This is a genomic window from Phenylobacterium sp. RIFCSPHIGHO2_01_FULL_69_31, from assembly GCF_001824475.1.
GTDB lineage: Bacteria > Pseudomonadota > Alphaproteobacteria > Caulobacterales > Caulobacteraceae > Phenylobacterium.
The window spans coordinates 220488-233661 of record NZ_MHXN01000009.1; the positions used below are offsets into that span (position 1 = coordinate 220488).

18 protein-coding genes are annotated in these 13174 nt (G+C 69.5%); 9 read left to right on the forward strand and 9 right to left on the reverse strand.

The annotated features are described in order from the left end of the window. The first annotated feature begins 71 nt into the window (after positions 1 to 71). The 3 genes from A2790_RS07105 (at position 72) to A2790_RS07115 (ending at position 2011) form a co-directional block, all read left to right on the forward strand. A complete protein-coding gene (locus A2790_RS07105; protein ID WP_293389226.1) occupies positions 72 to 977 on the forward strand; it encodes a haloalkane dehalogenase in 906 nt (301 codons plus the stop codon). Further along, a complete protein-coding gene (locus A2790_RS07110; RefSeq protein ID WP_293389227.1) occupies positions 974 to 1390 on the forward strand; it encodes a DUF1330 domain-containing protein in 417 nt (138 codons plus the stop codon). Before A2790_RS07105 ends, A2790_RS07110 begins: the two co-directional genes overlap by 4 nt. 111 nt (positions 1391 to 1501) lie before the next feature. Continuing rightward, complete coding sequence (locus tag A2790_RS07115) at positions 1502 to 2011, forward strand: hypothetical protein (RefSeq protein WP_293389228.1); 510 nt, start codon at positions 1502 to 1504, stop codon at positions 2009 to 2011. A gap of 4 nt (positions 2012 to 2015) precedes the next feature. Here the strand turns inward: A2790_RS07115 and A2790_RS07120 are convergent, their stop codons facing one another. Next, on the reverse strand, positions 2016 to 3695 hold the full coding sequence (locus tag A2790_RS07120) for a sulfatase-like hydrolase/transferase (RefSeq protein ID WP_293389230.1): 1680 nt from the start codon (positions 3693 to 3695) through the stop codon (positions 2016 to 2018). 128 nt (positions 3696 to 3823) lie between these two features. Between A2790_RS07120 and A2790_RS07125 the strand changes: the two genes are divergently transcribed. Beyond that, positions 3824 to 4546, forward strand: coding sequence for a Crp/Fnr family transcriptional regulator (locus A2790_RS07125; RefSeq protein WP_293389232.1), 723 nt, complete (start codon positions 3824 to 3826; stop codon positions 4544 to 4546). Positions 4547 to 4623: 77 nt separating this feature from the next. Beyond that, a complete protein-coding gene (locus A2790_RS07130; RefSeq protein WP_293389234.1) occupies positions 4624 to 5379 on the forward strand; it encodes a Crp/Fnr family transcriptional regulator in 756 nt (251 codons plus the stop codon). Here the strand turns inward: A2790_RS07130 and A2790_RS07135 are convergent. From A2790_RS07135 to A2790_RS07155, 5 genes are all read right to left on the reverse strand, one after another. Next, complete coding sequence (locus A2790_RS07135; protein ID WP_293389236.1) at positions 5376 to 6803, reverse strand: ATP-binding protein; 1428 nt, start codon at positions 6801 to 6803, stop codon at positions 5376 to 5378. The two genes, A2790_RS07130 and A2790_RS07135, sit on opposite strands and share 4 nt — an antisense overlap. Next, on the reverse strand, positions 6800 to 7531 hold the full coding sequence (locus A2790_RS07140; protein WP_293389238.1) for a response regulator: 732 nt from the start codon (positions 7529 to 7531) through the stop codon (positions 6800 to 6802). The genes A2790_RS07135 and A2790_RS07140 overlap by 4 nt, the downstream gene beginning before the upstream one ends. Positions 7532 to 7612: 81 nt before the next feature. Further along, positions 7613 to 8149: a Spy/CpxP family protein refolding chaperone gene (locus tag A2790_RS07145; protein ID WP_293389240.1), complete on the reverse strand. Its 537-nt coding sequence runs from the start codon at positions 8147 to 8149 to the stop codon at positions 7613 to 7615. Between the two features lie 231 nt (positions 8150 to 8380). Beyond that, complete coding sequence (locus tag A2790_RS07150; RefSeq protein WP_293389242.1) at positions 8381 to 8665, reverse strand: hypothetical protein; 285 nt, start codon at positions 8663 to 8665, stop codon at positions 8381 to 8383. A gap of 79 nt (positions 8666 to 8744) precedes the next feature. Further along, positions 8745 to 9083: a helix-turn-helix domain-containing protein gene (locus A2790_RS07155; RefSeq protein WP_293389244.1), complete on the reverse strand. Its 339-nt coding sequence runs from the start codon at positions 9081 to 9083 to the stop codon at positions 8745 to 8747. 66 nt (positions 9084 to 9149) lie between these two features. Here A2790_RS07155 and A2790_RS07160 point away from each other — a divergent pair, with 66 nt between their 5' ends. Further along, positions 9150 to 9689, forward strand: a complete 540-nt coding sequence (locus A2790_RS07160) for a carboxymuconolactone decarboxylase family protein (protein WP_293389247.1) — start codon at positions 9150 to 9152, stop codon at positions 9687 to 9689. Positions 9690 to 9696: 7 nt separating this feature from the next. Here the strand turns inward: A2790_RS07160 and rnhA are convergent, their stop codons facing one another. Then, positions 9697 to 10152 (reverse strand): ribonuclease HI, encoded by a 456-nt coding sequence (gene rnhA / locus A2790_RS07165; protein ID WP_068876137.1) that lies wholly within the window; start codon positions 10150 to 10152, stop codon positions 9697 to 9699. Continuing rightward, complete coding sequence (gene thrB / locus A2790_RS07170; RefSeq protein ID WP_293389250.1) at positions 10149 to 11120, reverse strand: homoserine kinase; 972 nt, start codon at positions 11118 to 11120, stop codon at positions 10149 to 10151. The genes rnhA and thrB overlap by 4 nt, the downstream gene beginning before the upstream one ends. 106 nt (positions 11121 to 11226) lie before the next feature. On the opposite strand from thrB, the gene A2790_RS07175 reads away from it, so the two are divergent. The 3 genes from A2790_RS07175 to A2790_RS07185 are packed head-to-tail and all read left to right on the forward strand — an operon-like array spanning position 11227 to position 12147. Beyond that, entirely contained in the window at positions 11227 to 11454 is a 228-nt protein-coding gene (locus A2790_RS07175; RefSeq protein WP_293389252.1) for a hypothetical protein, read from the forward strand. A gap of 56 nt (positions 11455 to 11510) precedes the next feature. Beyond that, on the forward strand, positions 11511 to 11738 hold the full coding sequence (locus A2790_RS07180; protein WP_293389254.1) for a hypothetical protein: 228 nt from the start codon (positions 11511 to 11513) through the stop codon (positions 11736 to 11738). Between the two features lie 4 nt (positions 11739 to 11742). After that, positions 11743 to 12147: a type II toxin-antitoxin system death-on-curing family toxin gene (locus A2790_RS07185; RefSeq protein ID WP_293389256.1), complete on the forward strand. Its 405-nt coding sequence runs from the start codon at positions 11743 to 11745 to the stop codon at positions 12145 to 12147. Here the strand turns inward: A2790_RS07185 and ispH are convergent. Further along, positions 12144 to 13085, reverse strand: coding sequence for a 4-hydroxy-3-methylbut-2-enyl diphosphate reductase (ispH, locus tag A2790_RS07190; protein ID WP_293389258.1), 942 nt, complete (start codon positions 13083 to 13085; stop codon positions 12144 to 12146). The two genes, A2790_RS07185 and ispH, sit on opposite strands and share 4 nt — an antisense overlap. Between the last annotated feature and the right edge of the window lie 89 nt (positions 13086 to 13174).

A 13174-nucleotide genomic window follows, 5' to 3' on the forward strand; every position in this document is an offset into this window, starting at 1 on the left:
CTGTCGAGAGGGCGGCATTGACGGCGATATAATGGCACGCATAATGTCATTAATCAAAGAGGGAGGACGGCATGGACATCCTGCGGACGCCGGACGCGCGGTTCGAGGGGCTGGCGGACTGGCCATACGCGCCGCGCTACGCCGAAGTCCGGGACGCGGACGGGACGGTCCTGCGGATCCACTATGTCGACGAGGGGCCGCGCGATGGGGCGGTGGTGCTGCTGATGCACGGCGAGCCGTCGTGGGCCTATCTCTACCGCCACATCATCGCCGGCCTGGTCGCCCGCGGGCGCCGGGTGATCGCGCCGGACCTGGTGGGCTTCGGCCGTTCGGACAAGCCAGCGAAACGGACCGACTATACGTACAAGCGGCACGTGGCCTGGATGAGCGCCTGGCTCACGGGGCTGGATCTCAAGGGGATCACGCTCTTCTGCCAGGACTGGGGTGGGCTGATCGGCCTGCGCCTGGTGGCGGCCTTTCCCGAGCGGTTCGCGGGCGTGGTGGTCGCCAACACCGGCCTGCCCACGGGCGGCGGCATGACCGAGGGTTTCAAGGCCTGGCTCGAGTTCAGCCAGAACGTGCCGCAGATGCCGATCGGCATGCTGCTGAACGGCGGCAGCGGCCGGAACCTTTCGGAGGCCGAGATCGCGGCCTACGACGCCCCGTTCCCCGACGAGACCTACAAGGAAGGCGCGCGGCAGTTCCCGACCCTGGTGCCCGTCACCGCCGAGCACCCCTCGGTGGCCGAGAACCTGGCGGCGTGGAAGGTGCTGGAGGCGTTCGACAAGCCCTTCCTGACCGCATTCAGCGACGGCGATGCGATCACCCGCGGCGGCGAGGCTGTCTTCCAGTCGCGGGTGCCCGGGGCGAAGGGCCAGCCGCACGTCACCTTGAGCGGCGGCCATTTCCTGCAGGAGGACAGTCCGCGAGAGATCGTCGAGGCGATCGACGGGCTGATCGAAAGGGCGCGGTCGTGAAGGTCGAGAACGCGGTCTTCCCGCAGCCCGAGCAGGCGATGGCGTTCTTTGGCGGCGCCGAGGACGGCCCGTTCGTGATGGTCAACCTGCTGAAGTTCAAGCCGAAGGCCGAGTACGCCGACGGTTCGGACGCGCACCTGACCGGCGCGGAGGCCTACGCCCGCTACGGTGAGGAGGTGCGCAAGCTGGTGGAGGGTCTGGGCGGGAAGATCCGCTATTCGGGCCACGTCACCGGCCTGCTGCTGGGCGAGGTCGAGGAGCTGTGGGACATGGTGGCCCTGGCGGAATACCCCTCGCTGGAGGCGTTCCGAAACATGGCCATGTCGCCGCAGATGGCCGCCATCGAGCACCACCGGAAGGCCGGTCTGGCGGGCCAGCTGAACATTCGGACCAAGCCGGGCCTGGGCTTTTAACGGCCTGCGAACTGCAAGCTTGGCCGTGTCGTCCGAAACCGGCATTCCTGCGTAGAATGTCAGCGGCCCCGCGCGGGCGCTCATTGGTCCAAGCAGCACAGGAATTTCCGGATGCGTCTCCTGCATCTCGCTCTCGCCTTCGCCCTGGTCGCGGCGCCCGCCGCGCAGGCGCAGGACACGCCACAGAAGATGCTGGACCTGGCCCGGCAGCTGCGCGCGCAGGCGGCGCAGATGGAGGACAGCCTGCCGCCCGAGGACGTCGCCGACCTGCTGCGGCAGGCCGAGGAGATCGAGCAGGGCGTGCGCGACGGCGGCTATTCGGCGCCGGTGGCGGTCGAGCCGCCCAGCCTCGCCAAGCGGATCGCGGACGCGCATGGCGGGCGTCTCGACTGGCTGGCGCATGAGGTGGCCTGCGTCGGCTACGCCTGGGAGAACTATCGCACCTTCGTGTCCAACTACGGGGATCCCGAGCGCGACCGGCTGTGCCGCGTCGCGTACGGCCATTACGCGAACTACTTTCTGACCGCTCGCGACGGCGCGGGCTCGGCCAAGACCGACCCGCTGCTGGCGGCCTACGATCAGGCCGCTCAGGCCGCCGTCGACTACTACGCGAAGCGATAGCGGTTCAGTTATCCCAGAGGACGTATTCCTCGCCGGGCTTCTGCGGCTGTCCGCTGGGGCGATCGACGAAGACGGGGCCCTGCAGCAGCGACGGCCATAGCGGCTTCACGCTTTCGGCGTCCTGGGCGCGGATCAGGGCCAGCAGGCGCTGGACCTGGGCCGGCTCCTTCCTCGACAGGTCGTGCTGCTCGGTGGGATCGGCGGCGAGGTTGAACAGCCACACCTTGTTCTGCGCCTCGCTGGACTGGAGCTTCCAGTCCCCGTCGCGGACGACCTTGTACTGGCCCGACCTCCAGAACATCACCTGGTGCGGCCGGTCCGACGTCTTGCCCTGGACGTAGGGCAAGAGGTCGACGCCGTCGATCTTGCGGTCGGTCGGGACGGCGGCGCCGGCCACCGCGGCGGCGGTGGCGAAGATGTCCACGTGCCCGACGGGATAGGGATAGCGCGAGCCGGCCGGGATCGCGGCGGGCCATCGCATGAAGAACGGGGCGTGGATGCCGCCCTCGAAGAAGGTGGACTTGAAACCGCGGAACGGCCGGTTGACCTCCTGCAGGCCGACATAGCCGGCGCCGCCGTTGTCGCTGGAGAAGATCACCAGCGTGTTGTCGTCCAGCCCCTCGTCCTTGAGCGCCTGGAGGATGCGGCCGACGTTCCAGTCCAGGTTCCGGGCCATGGCGCCATAGACCCGCAGGCGATGGTCCTTGATCTGGGGCAGGGCGTCGTAGTCGGCCTTCTTCGCCTGCAGCGGCGTATGGATGGCGTTCGGCGCAAAGTAGAGGAAGAAGGGCCGGTTCCGATTGGCCTTGATCGCGCGGACCGCCTCGTCGGCCAGGTAGTCGGTCATGTAGCCCTTGGGCTGGAACATCGGCGAGCCGTTGTGCTGCACGGCGTAGGGCAGGTTCGGCCACAGGAAACGGTCGATGGGATCCCAGGGTTGCTTGGCGTTGGCCACGCCCTTGTCCTTCTCGGGCAGGTACATGGCGCCGCCCGCGATGAAGCCTAGGCTCTCGTCGAACCCCTGGTCCTCGGGCCGCGAGCCCTTCTTGCCGCCAAGGTGCCATTTGCCGAGGTGAATGGTGCGGTAGCCGCGGGTCTTCAGCACCTCGGCGATGGTGATCTCGCCGGCGGGCATGCTCAGGGTGTTCACCGCATCGGGCGTCCGCGCCGTGCTGCCCGGAGGCATGTCCTTGAGCCGGTTCGCGAAGAACTTCGGCTTCACCAGGGCGCCGGGTTCGGCCTCGGTGCCGACCATCCGCTCGAAGGCGACGGGCGCGGGCGTGAATTCGAAGCCGAAGCGCGTGGGATAGCGACCGGTCATGATCGCCGCGCGCGACGGGGCGCAGGTGGCGTTCCCGGCGTACCCCGCGGCGAAGGCCACGCCTTCGCGGCCGATGGCGTCGATGTTGGGCGTCGGGACCGCGCCATTCGCCACGCCGCCGCCATTGAAGCTGATGTCGTTGTAGCCGAGGTCGTCCGCCAGGATGAAGACGACGTTCGGCGGCCGCTCGCCTTCGGGCGCGGTGGCCGGGCCCTGGGCCCAGGTGACCGGCCGGTTCGGCTCCACCGGCGGCAGGCGCGAGCGGGCGATCATGGCGAAGATCGTCATGCGGTTCAGATAGGCCGCGCCCAATCCCACGAGCACGACCAGCACAAGGGCCGCCAGCCACTTCCAGAGCCGCATGCCGTCCTCCCCGTCTTTCGTTGGACATAGCATATAGTGACATTATGCGTGCCGCTAGATCGTTCGAACCTTAACCGTTCGGACGCGTTCGGGAGCGAGGGGCAGGACGTCGACGACCTGGAGCCTTCGTGACGAACCCGTTTTTCCGCAAGCTTCTGCGTCGCGACCGCAGCCTCACGGAGGCCGAGGCGCGGGCGCTGGACGAGGCCGTCTCGCACCGGATCGAGGTGGACGCCGACGTGGAACTGGTCCGCCAGGACGAGATCAGCCACCAGTCCCTGCTCCTCGAACAGGGCTGGGCCTGCCGGTACGGCGCGTTGCCGGACGGCCGACGGCAGATCCTGGCGCTGCACGTCAGCGGGGACTTCGTGGACCTGCAGAGCTTCCCGCTGAAGCGCATGGACCACACCGTGGCGACGCTTAGCCGCTGCCGCATCGCCGTCTATCCGCACGAGAATCTGCGCCGGTTGAGCGAGACGATGCCGCACCTGACGCGGCTGCTGTGGATGGCCACGCTGATCGACGCGGCCATCCTTCGGCAATGGTTGCTGGGGGCCGGCCAGCGATCTGCCCTGGAACGGGCGGCTCACCTCATCTGCGAGCTGTTCACCCGGCTGGACGTGGTGGGCGCGGCCCCCGACGGCGTGTTCAACCTGCCCCTGACCCAGGCCGAGCTGGGCGATGCGCTGGGGGTTTCGCAGGTCCATGCCAACCGCGTCGTCGGCGAGCTGCGAAGCCGCGGCCTCGTCACCTGGCGAGACGAGACGGTGCGGATCCTGGACTGGCCGGGGCTGCAGGCGCTGGCCGAGTTCGATCCCACCTACCTGATGCTGGAGTCGATGGATCGCTGAGGGCTGCACGCTGCAATTGTGAGCGACCTTAACCCAGTTAATTCGCAGACCCCGCGGCGCATGGTCTGCAAACCGGAATGGCGGGGAGACTGATCGCAAACCTGGAAGGTCATGGGCCGCTGGCGCAGGAGGAACGCGCCGCGGTGGAGGCCCTGGTGGGCCCGATGAAGACCCTGCCCTCCGATACGGAGCTGGTGACGGACGGCGAGGCCGCACCCGACTGCCACGTGCTGATGGAGGGCCAGGCGTTCCGGCACAAGACGCTGCCCGATGGGCGGCGCCAGATCGTCTTCTTCCATGTCCCCGGCGACATCCTGGACCTGCAGCTCGCGGGGATGCCGGTGGACTACAGCGTCTCGACCCTGGCGATGTGCCGCGTGGCGCCGATCGCGCGCGGACGGCTGGCGGACCTGATCGCGCTGCGTCCCCGGCTGGGGCAGGCCTTCTGGCGTCTCAGCCTCCTCGAAGCGGCGATCCAGCGCGAGTGGATGTTCGGCATGGGACGGCGGACGGCCTACGCCCGCGTCGCCCACCTGTTGTGCGAGGTCTATGCGCGGATGCAGCGGGCGGACCTGGTGCAGAACAACCGTTGCCGGTTCCCGATCACGCAGAACCACCTGGCCGATGCGGCGGGGCTGTCGGGCGTGCATACCAACCGGGTGCTGCAGGCGCTCCGGGCCAACGGCCTCATCGAGCTGCGCTCGCGCGAGCTGATCGTGCGGGATTGGGCAGGCCTTGTGGCGGCGGGCGAGTTCGACGCAGCCTACCTGCAGGGCGCAGCGGAGCGGGTGGCCATGGCGCGGCCCGGCGGCGGCTTGGCCGCTCGTGGTTAGGCCAAGGGCAAGGTGACCCGCGCGCGCAGCCCTTCCGGCCTCGCCACCAGCTCGACGTCGCCGCCGTGGGCGCGGGCCGTCGAGCGGGCGATGGGCAGGCCGAGGCCGATGCCGCCGGCGTCCAGGTTGCGCGAGACATCGGCGCGGTAGAACGGCTGGAACACGCGCTCGAGGTCGTCGTGGGAAAGTCCTTCGCCGGCGTCGTCGATCTCCACGACCGCATGGTCGTCTTCGCGGCCGACGCGGATCCGCGCCTGGCCGCCGTACTTCACCGCATTGTCTACGAGGTTCACGAACAGGCGCTGGAGGGCGACGGCGTCGCCGTCCACAGTCACCGTCGCCGACCCGGAGATCTCCACGTCGCCGCCGACCATGGCCGCGTCGTCGGCGACGCACTCGACGAGCGACAGCAGGTCCAGTCGTTCGCGATGGCGTGGGGTGCTCTCGTTGCGGATGAAGGTGAGCACGCCCTGGATCATTTGCTCCATCTGGGCGACGTCGGAGAGGACCGTCTGTTTGAGCGCGGGCGGGGCGCGTTCCAACTTGAACCGGATACGGGCCAGCGGGGTGCGCAGGTCGTGACTGATGGCGCCGACCATGGCAGTGCGGTCATCGACGTAGCGCTTGAGCCGGCCCTGCATGGCGTTGAAGGCCTCGGCTGCGGCGCCGATCTCGGCTGGGCCGGAAAGCGCCATTTGAGGCGCGTGGGGATCGCGGCCCAGGCGCTCGGCGGCCTCCGAAAAGCGCTTCAAGGGCGCGGTGATGCGGCGCGCGAAGAGGAAGCCCGCCGGGGCCACGACGGCAAATCCCGTGGCCAGCAGCAGGAAGATGCGCTTCTGCCAGTCGGTGGGGAAGGGCTCGGGACTGGACCGCACCACCACCCAGCGGCCGTCCGCGCGCCGCACGGCGGCGGTGAAGTCGCCCAGCACCATCTCGCGCGGGCCGCGGAAGCGGAACTGCGGCGGCGGGCCCGGCGGCCCATCGAGGCCCGCGCCCTGTGGCGGCGGGCCGGGCGGCGCGCCGTCCGGCGTGCGGCGGTCCTCGAACACCATCCGCCGCATCCGGGGGTGAAGCAGCCGCTCGAACAGCGCGAGCGGTCGCGGAACGAACCGCACATCTTGGACCGGCCGGCCGAGGGCGGCGGCGAGGGCGGCTTCGCCATGTACGGCGGCGTGGCGGCGGGCCGCGGGCGGCGGGGGCGGCGCATCGGCCACGTTCCGCAGCATGGGCCGCCCGAAGCGGGCCGTCAGCGGGCCGCCCTGCAGCGCGCCAGCGATCTCGGTCAGGCGGTAGAGCGGCGGCTGCGGCGGCGGCAGCAGGGCTATGGCGAAAAACACCAGCAGATGCGTCGCGAACAGGCAGGCGACGATCAGGGCGACGAGCTGCAGTCCGATCGAGGCGCGCGGCGGCGCCGGAAGCTTCATGGCCGGGTGACCGCCACGTCGAACATGTAGCCGGCGCCGCGCACGGTCTTGATGATCTCGGTCTCGCTGCAGGCGTGCAGCTTGCGCCGCAGGCGGCTGATCTGGACGTCGACCGCGCGATCGAACACGTCGGCGTCGTTGCCGCGGGCGATGTCGAGGAGCTGGTCGCGCGACAGGATCCGCTGGGGGTGATCCAGGAAGGCCGACAGCAGCGAGAACTCGCCCGAGGTGAGCAGGATCGTGGCGCCGTTGGGCGCCCGAAGCTGGCGGCGCAGGGCGTCCACCACGAAGCCTTGGAACTGATAGGCCTTGCCCTTGCGGGGCGCGCCGCCGCGCACCTCCTCCAGACGCCGGAACACGGCGCGGACGCGGGCCAGCAGTTCCCGGGGGCTGACGGGCTTGGGCAGATAGTCGTCGGCGCCCAGCTCCAGACCGAGAACCCGGTCGATCTCTTCGCCCATGGCGCTGACCATGATGATCGCCGGGCCGCCCTCGGCCGACAGGCGCCGGCAGATCGACAGGCCGTCCTCGCCGGGGAGCATCAGGTCGAGGACCACGAGGTCCACCGGGGCCTGGGCCAGGGCGCGGTCCATCGCCCGGGCGTCCGCCGCGGCATGCACATGGAATCCGTGATCGGCGAGATAGGCGCTCACCTGCTCGCGCAGCTGGGTGTCGTCCTCGACAACCAGGATGTGGCGGGCCGGCAGGACCGAAGGTTGGGCCATCATGAAGGGTCCTCTCGCCGCGAACTGTGGCGCCGTCATAGCGACTTCGCCACAATTCGCCGCAAGGGCTGATCGGGGCGGCGCCTAGAGGGGCGGCAAGGGACCGTCCGGGCCGCCACGGCGGCGGATCATCATGTGAGGGCCGTCGCCGGGTCCGCCGGGCATTCCCATCATCATGTGCTGGCCCGGACCGCCCCGCGGCCCCTTGAGGCGCTGGAGCGCGTCGAACACCTTCTGCTGATCGGGCGACAGGGCGGCATAGAACTTGGCCAGGGCCTGGCGCATGCCGTCCAGGTGCGCGCGCATCTCGGCCTCGTGCTGAGACATCTCTTCCAGGCGCTGGGGCGTGGTGAGCGGCCTGGGCTCGGCGGGGCCCCTGCGTTCGTGGATCTTCGGCCTGTGGGCCTCGACGAAGGCCGCCAGGGCGGGCTCCTGGTCCGGCCGCAGGCGGAGCACCGTCTTCAGGTCCTCGATGTGCTGCTTCTGCATGGCCTCGTGGCGCGCCTTCAGCTCGGCCGTCGGCGGCTCATCCCGCAGGCCGGGGGGCGCAGGCTGGGCATGGGCGAAGCTGGCCAGCGCGAGGGCTGCCGGGGCGAGGCCCAGGATCAGTCGGCGTGTCATCGGGGGCATTCTCCTCTTCCCTGAGGCGGAGGAATGTCTCACGGGCGACCGCGCCCATGATGCCGACCCGGGCGACATCCCTGAAATGTTCGGGAAAAGCAGCGGGCTCCGCGCTAGAGCGCGTCAGGGTTAAGTGGAAGCCGGTTAACCCGCCCGACGCGCTCTAAACCTTTGATTTAGAGCCTTTTTGTCTGGTTCAGATGATCCCATCTGAACCAGAAAGGCTCTAGGTCAGCGGAAGACGTGGATGCCGCCCGCGCCGCCGCCGGGCGCCTCGGCCAGGCCCCGAATCTCCAATTGCGCGCGCCGGGCGCCGCAGGCGCAGCGCAGCCGGTGCTCCAGGTCGTGCAGGGTCTGGCGGCTGAGGCCTTGCGCGAGCCAAGGCTTGGGATCGACCGCCGCCTCGCGCCCGCAGGCGCAGCGCGCCCACAGGCTGGACCGCGCGGCCGTGGCCCAACCCAGGCGGGCCTCGCCGAAGCTCCACTCCCGCGCAAACTGTCTGTTTCCGTCCGCCATGATCGAGACTCCTTGGTGCGAACAAAAGCAGAACTTTTCGGACGCGACTACGCCATACCGGCTGTTTTTTTGAGTCGTCTCAACCCGGCGTGGTTGAGCTGGCGGGCTTATCCCCAGCCCATCGCTCCGCGAAGTCGTAGAGGGGCGCGAAGGCGTCCAGGAGCTCCCGTCCGCGCGCGGTCAGACCGTAGCCTTGGCCCGTCGAATGATCGACCAGCCCCGCCTCGCGCAGCTCGGCCAGCCGGCCCTGCAACACGGTGGGCGAGGCCTCGTCGCAGGCGCTCCGGAGAGCGCGGGAGGTCAGCGGCCCGCCGCGCAGCTCCCAGAGCACGCGCAAGGCCCATCGCCGCCCGAGCAGGTCGAGCAGCACCATGATCGGCCGCCCGGTGCGGGAGCCGCGGACACGCCGATCCGTCATGCCTTGACCGGCGCTACGGAAAATGTAGCGTTCATGCTATCGAAGTCGTAGCAAGGAGCGGAAGCCATGCCAAGGATCGCACCGCTGGAGCCGCCGTACCCGGCGGACATCCAGGCCAACTTCGACGCCATCATGCAGGGTGCGCCGCCGCTGTTGCTGTTCCGCACCCTGGCCACGTCGGAGCGGGCCTGGCGGAAGTTCCGCGCCGGCTCGCTGCTGGACCGGGGGCCATTGGGACTACGCGAACGCGAACTGGTCATCGACCGCACCTGCGCCCTGGCGGGCAACGAGTACGAGTGGGGCGTCCACGTCTCGGCCTTCGCCGCGGCCGCGCGGCTGACGCCGGAGGAGGTCGCGGCCACGGTGGGCGAAGGCTCGGCGGCGGCCTGCTGGAGCCCGGCGGAACGTGCGCTGCTGGCCGCCGCCGAGGCGCTGCATGACCGGGCGGCGCTGAGCGAGGCGGAATTCGCGGCCCTGCGTGCGCACTACGACGAGGCGCAGGTGCTGGAGGCGATCCTGCTCTGCGGCTTCTACCGGACGGTGTCCTACGTGGTCGGCGCGCTCGCCTTGCCGCCGGAGCCCGGCGCGGCGCGGTTCCCGGCCTGACGCGGCCTTATTGCGAGGCGGCCGCCTCGACCGTCTCGCGCAGGCCCTGGCGCGCCAGTTCGTCGGCGCGTTCGTTGTGCTCGTGGCCGGCGTGGCCCTTGACCCAGCGCCACTTCACATCGTGGCGGGCGCGGGCTTCGTCGAGGCGGCGCCAGAGGTCGTCGTTCTTGACGGGCTTGTTGTCGGCGGTCCGCCAGCCCCGGCGCTTCCAGCCGTGGATCCACTCCGAAATGCCCTTCATCACGTACTGGCTGTCGGTGTGCAGCTCGACCTGGCAGGGCTTCTTGAGGGCTTCGAGCGCGGCGATGGCGCCCATCAGCTCCATGCGGTTGTTGGTGGTGGCCAGCTCACCCCCCGACAGCTCCTTGGTCGTCGATCCGTGCATCAGGATCGCGCCCCAGCCGCCGGGCCCCGGATTCCCCGAGCATGCGCCGTCCGTGTAGATCACCACGCCCGGGGTCACTGTGCGGCCGGCGCCCCGAACAGGACGAGGTCGGGCGAGGACCGGTGGACGGCCAGCTTGCGCTCGTACTCCAGCGGGTCCTTGGGCCGGACCAGGGCGCCAGCGGGCGTCGCGCCCCAGTCGTGCAGGCGGGTCAGGAAGAAGCGCATGGCCGCGCCGTGCGCCAGCACCGGCAGGGCGGCGCGCTCGGCGTCGGACAGCGGCCGCAGGCTCTCGTATCCGGCCAGGAACTGGCGCGCCGAGGTGATGTTGAAGCTGCCGTCCGGCTCGAAGCACCAGGCGTTCAGGGCGATGGCGACGTCGTAGGCGAAGGCGTCGACGCAGGCGAAATAGAAGTCGATCGTCCCGGCGAACTTCGGCCCGGCGAAGAACACGTTGTCCGGGAAGTAGTCCGCGTGGATCACGCCGGTCGGCAGGCCCGTGGGCCAGCGCCGGGCCAGCATCTCCAGATCCTGGGCGATCACCTTGGACAGGCCGGGCTTCAGCGCCTCGGCCGCTGCGTGCAGGCCTGCGAACAGCGGCGACCAAGCGGCCTGGCCCAGGTCGTTCGCGCGTTGGCCGGGGAAGCCCGCCTGCGCCAGGTGCAGGCCGGCGAGGCCAGCGCCCGCCTCGCGGCAGTGCGCGGCGGTCGGGCGGCGGACCGAAAGGCCGTTCAGGAACTCCACGATGGCGCAGGGCTTGCCGCGAACGGTCTTGATCAGGTCGCCGCGGCGGTCCGCCTTCGGCTCGGCCGACGGATAGCCGTGCCTGGCCAGCCAGCGCATCAGCTCCAGGAAGAACGGCAGGTCGGCCTCGTTCACCCGCTTCTCGTAGACCGTGAGGATGTAGCGCCCGGCCTCGGTCTCCAGCAGGAAGTTGGAGTTCTCCACGCCTTCGGCGATGCCCTTGAACGCCAGCGGGGCGCCCAGGTCGAAGTCGGCCAGGAGGGCGGCCAGTTCGTCGTCGGTGATGTCGGTGTAGACCGCCATGGGCCCCCCGATGGGCGACGGCGGGCGGTCGGTCAAGGACGTTGCGGCGCTTTCCGCGGAACCGCGCGATTGTGGTACAAGACGGGGACCCTCACGGGAGGAATACATGATCGAGCTGAAGGTCGAGCGGATTGGCGACCAGGTGGCGGTCGTCCTCACGGAAGAGGTGCTCAAGGCCCTCCACCTCAATGTGGGCGACACGCTGCAGCTCACGCCCGCTAGCGATGGCGGCCTGCAGGCCATGGGGCGGGAAGGCTGGATCGACGATCCCCACGCCCGCGGCCGCGCCTTCCTTCGCCGCTACAACCGCACGTTCGAGCGGTTCGAGGGGTAGGGCGGACGGAGACGACCGGAGCGGGTCATGATACGGTTGTGCGCCTGGAGCCGCAGATGATCGTTCTGAAAGTCAAACAAACCGACGAAGGCCTCGCCATTGTTCTCAATCCGGAAGCTCAGGATCTCCTGGGCGCCGCTGATGGGCAGAGTGTCGGCTTTCAGGTTTCGGAAGACGGCCAGCTCACGATCGGGACGCTGGATATGAGCTTCGAGGCCCGGCGAGCACGCGGACGGGCCTTTCTCAAGCGCTACGACAAGACCTTCCAGGCTCTCGCGAAATAGTCCGATGACCGCGGAACCCGTCTGGCTGGACAAGCCGCTGATGCTTGCCCTGTACGATGACGTGGTCGTAGCGTCTGGCGGCGCGGCCGGACTGCGGGACAAGGGCTTGCTTGAGTCGGCGCTGGCGCGCCCCATCAACCGGCGCGCTTACGAAGGTGTCGACGACCTGCTTGAACTGGCCGCGACCTACGCTGTCGGGATCGCCTCGAACCACCCTTTCGTCGATGGCAACAAGCGAATGGCGTTCATCGCCCTCGGCCAGTTCCTGGAAGACAACGGGATCGTCCTGACAGCGAATGCCGACGACGCGACCGAAATCATGCTGTCGGTCGCGACGGGCAAGACGGACATCGCGGCTCTGGCCGCGTGGCTGCAAAGCCGAACGCTCCGGATCGGCCGGGCGCCCTAAGCCACCGCGCGGGGCAGTTTGAAGGTGACGGTCTCGCGGGCCGTGTCGATCTCTTCCACGGTGACGTCGAAGCTGTCGGCCAGGCGGTCGATGACGCCCTGGACCAGCACCTCGGGCGCGGAGGCCCCGGCGGTGACGCCGACCGTGCGGGCGCCGTCGATCCAGGACAGGTCCAGGGCCGAGGCGTCATCGATCAGATAGGCCTCGGCGCCCGAGCGGCGTCCCACCTCGGCCAGGCGCACCGAGTTGGACGAGTTGGCGCTGCCCAGCACCAGCAGCACCTGGGACCGCGCGGCGATGGCCTTCACCGCCTCCTGGCGGTTGGTGGTGGCGTAGCAGATGTCTTCCTTGTGGGGCGCAGCGATCTGCGGGAAGCGGGCCCGCAGCGCGGCGACGATCTCGGCGGTGTCGTCCACCGACAGGGTGGTCTGGGTGACGAAGGCGACGTTGGCCGGGTCCCGCGGCTGGAACGCCCGAGCATCCTCCACCGTCTCGATCAGGGCCACGGCGCCCTCGGGAAGCTGGCCCATGGTGCCGACGACCTCGGGATGGCCGGCATGGCCGATCAGCACGATCTCGCGGCCGGCGTCGAAATGGCGGCCGGCCTCGACGTGGACCTTGGAGACCAGCGGGCAGGTGGCGTCGAGGTAGAGCATCTTCCGCGCCTTTGCGTCGGCCGGGACAGATTTCGGCACCCCGTGGGCCGAGAACACCACCGGCCGGTCGGCCGGACACTCGTCCAGTTCCTCCACGAAGATCGCGCCCAGCGCCTTCAGCCGATCGACCACGTGACGGTTGTGGACGATCTCGTGGCGGACATAGACCGGCGCGCCGTACTTCTCGATCGCCCGCTCGACGATCTGGATCGCGCGGTCCACCCCGGCGCAGAAGCCGCGAGGACTGGCGAGCAGGACGGTGAGGGGCGGGCGGGTCGACATGGGCCGGAACCTAGTGCCGCAGCGCCGCAATCGCTAGGCCGCGTTGCAGCCATAGTCCTCAGGCTGTACTTAGCGGCTTGACCCCGCGA

Excerpts from the sequence above, each read along its gene's own strand:
- A2790_RS07105 (WP_293389226.1), top strand. The coding sequence starts at position 72 with ATGGACATCCTGCGGACGCCGGACGCGCGGTTCGAGGGGCTGGCGGAC.
- A2790_RS07115 (WP_293389228.1), top strand. The coding sequence starts at position 1,502 with ATGCGTCTCCTGCATCTCGCTCTCGCCTTCGCCCTGGTCGCGGCGCCC.
- A2790_RS07120 (WP_293389230.1), bottom strand. The coding sequence starts at position 3,695 with ATGCGGCTCTGGAAGTGGCTGGCGGCCCTTGTGCTGGTCGTGCTCGTG.
- A2790_RS07130 (WP_293389234.1), top strand. The coding sequence starts at position 4,624 with ATGGCGGGGAGACTGATCGCAAACCTGGAAGGTCATGGGCCGCTGGCG.
- A2790_RS07135 (WP_293389236.1), bottom strand. The coding sequence starts at position 6,803 with ATGAAGCTTCCGGCGCCGCCGCGCGCCTCGATCGGACTGCAGCTCGTC.
- A2790_RS07140 (WP_293389238.1), bottom strand. The coding sequence starts at position 7,531 with ATGATGGCCCAACCTTCGGTCCTGCCGGCCCGCCACATCCTGGTTGTC.
- A2790_RS07145 (WP_293389240.1), bottom strand. The coding sequence starts at position 8,149 with ATGACACGCCGACTGATCCTGGGCCTCGCCCCGGCAGCCCTCGCGCTG.
- A2790_RS07150 (WP_293389242.1), bottom strand. The coding sequence starts at position 8,665 with ATGGCGGACGGAAACAGACAGTTTGCGCGGGAGTGGAGCTTCGGCGAG.
- A2790_RS07155 (WP_293389244.1), bottom strand. The coding sequence starts at position 9,083 with ATGACGGATCGGCGTGTCCGCGGCTCCCGCACCGGGCGGCCGATCATG.
- A2790_RS07160 (WP_293389247.1), top strand. The coding sequence starts at position 9,150 with ATGCCAAGGATCGCACCGCTGGAGCCGCCGTACCCGGCGGACATCCAG.
- thrB (WP_293389250.1), bottom strand. The coding sequence starts at position 11,120 with ATGGCGGTCTACACCGACATCACCGACGACGAACTGGCCGCCCTCCTG.
- A2790_RS07175 (WP_293389252.1), top strand. The coding sequence starts at position 11,227 with ATGATCGAGCTGAAGGTCGAGCGGATTGGCGACCAGGTGGCGGTCGTC.
- A2790_RS07180 (WP_293389254.1), top strand. The coding sequence starts at position 11,511 with ATGATCGTTCTGAAAGTCAAACAAACCGACGAAGGCCTCGCCATTGTT.
- A2790_RS07185 (WP_293389256.1), top strand. The coding sequence starts at position 11,743 with ATGACCGCGGAACCCGTCTGGCTGGACAAGCCGCTGATGCTTGCCCTG.
- ispH (WP_293389258.1), bottom strand. The coding sequence starts at position 13,085 with ATGTCGACCCGCCCGCCCCTCACCGTCCTGCTCGCCAGTCCTCGCGGC.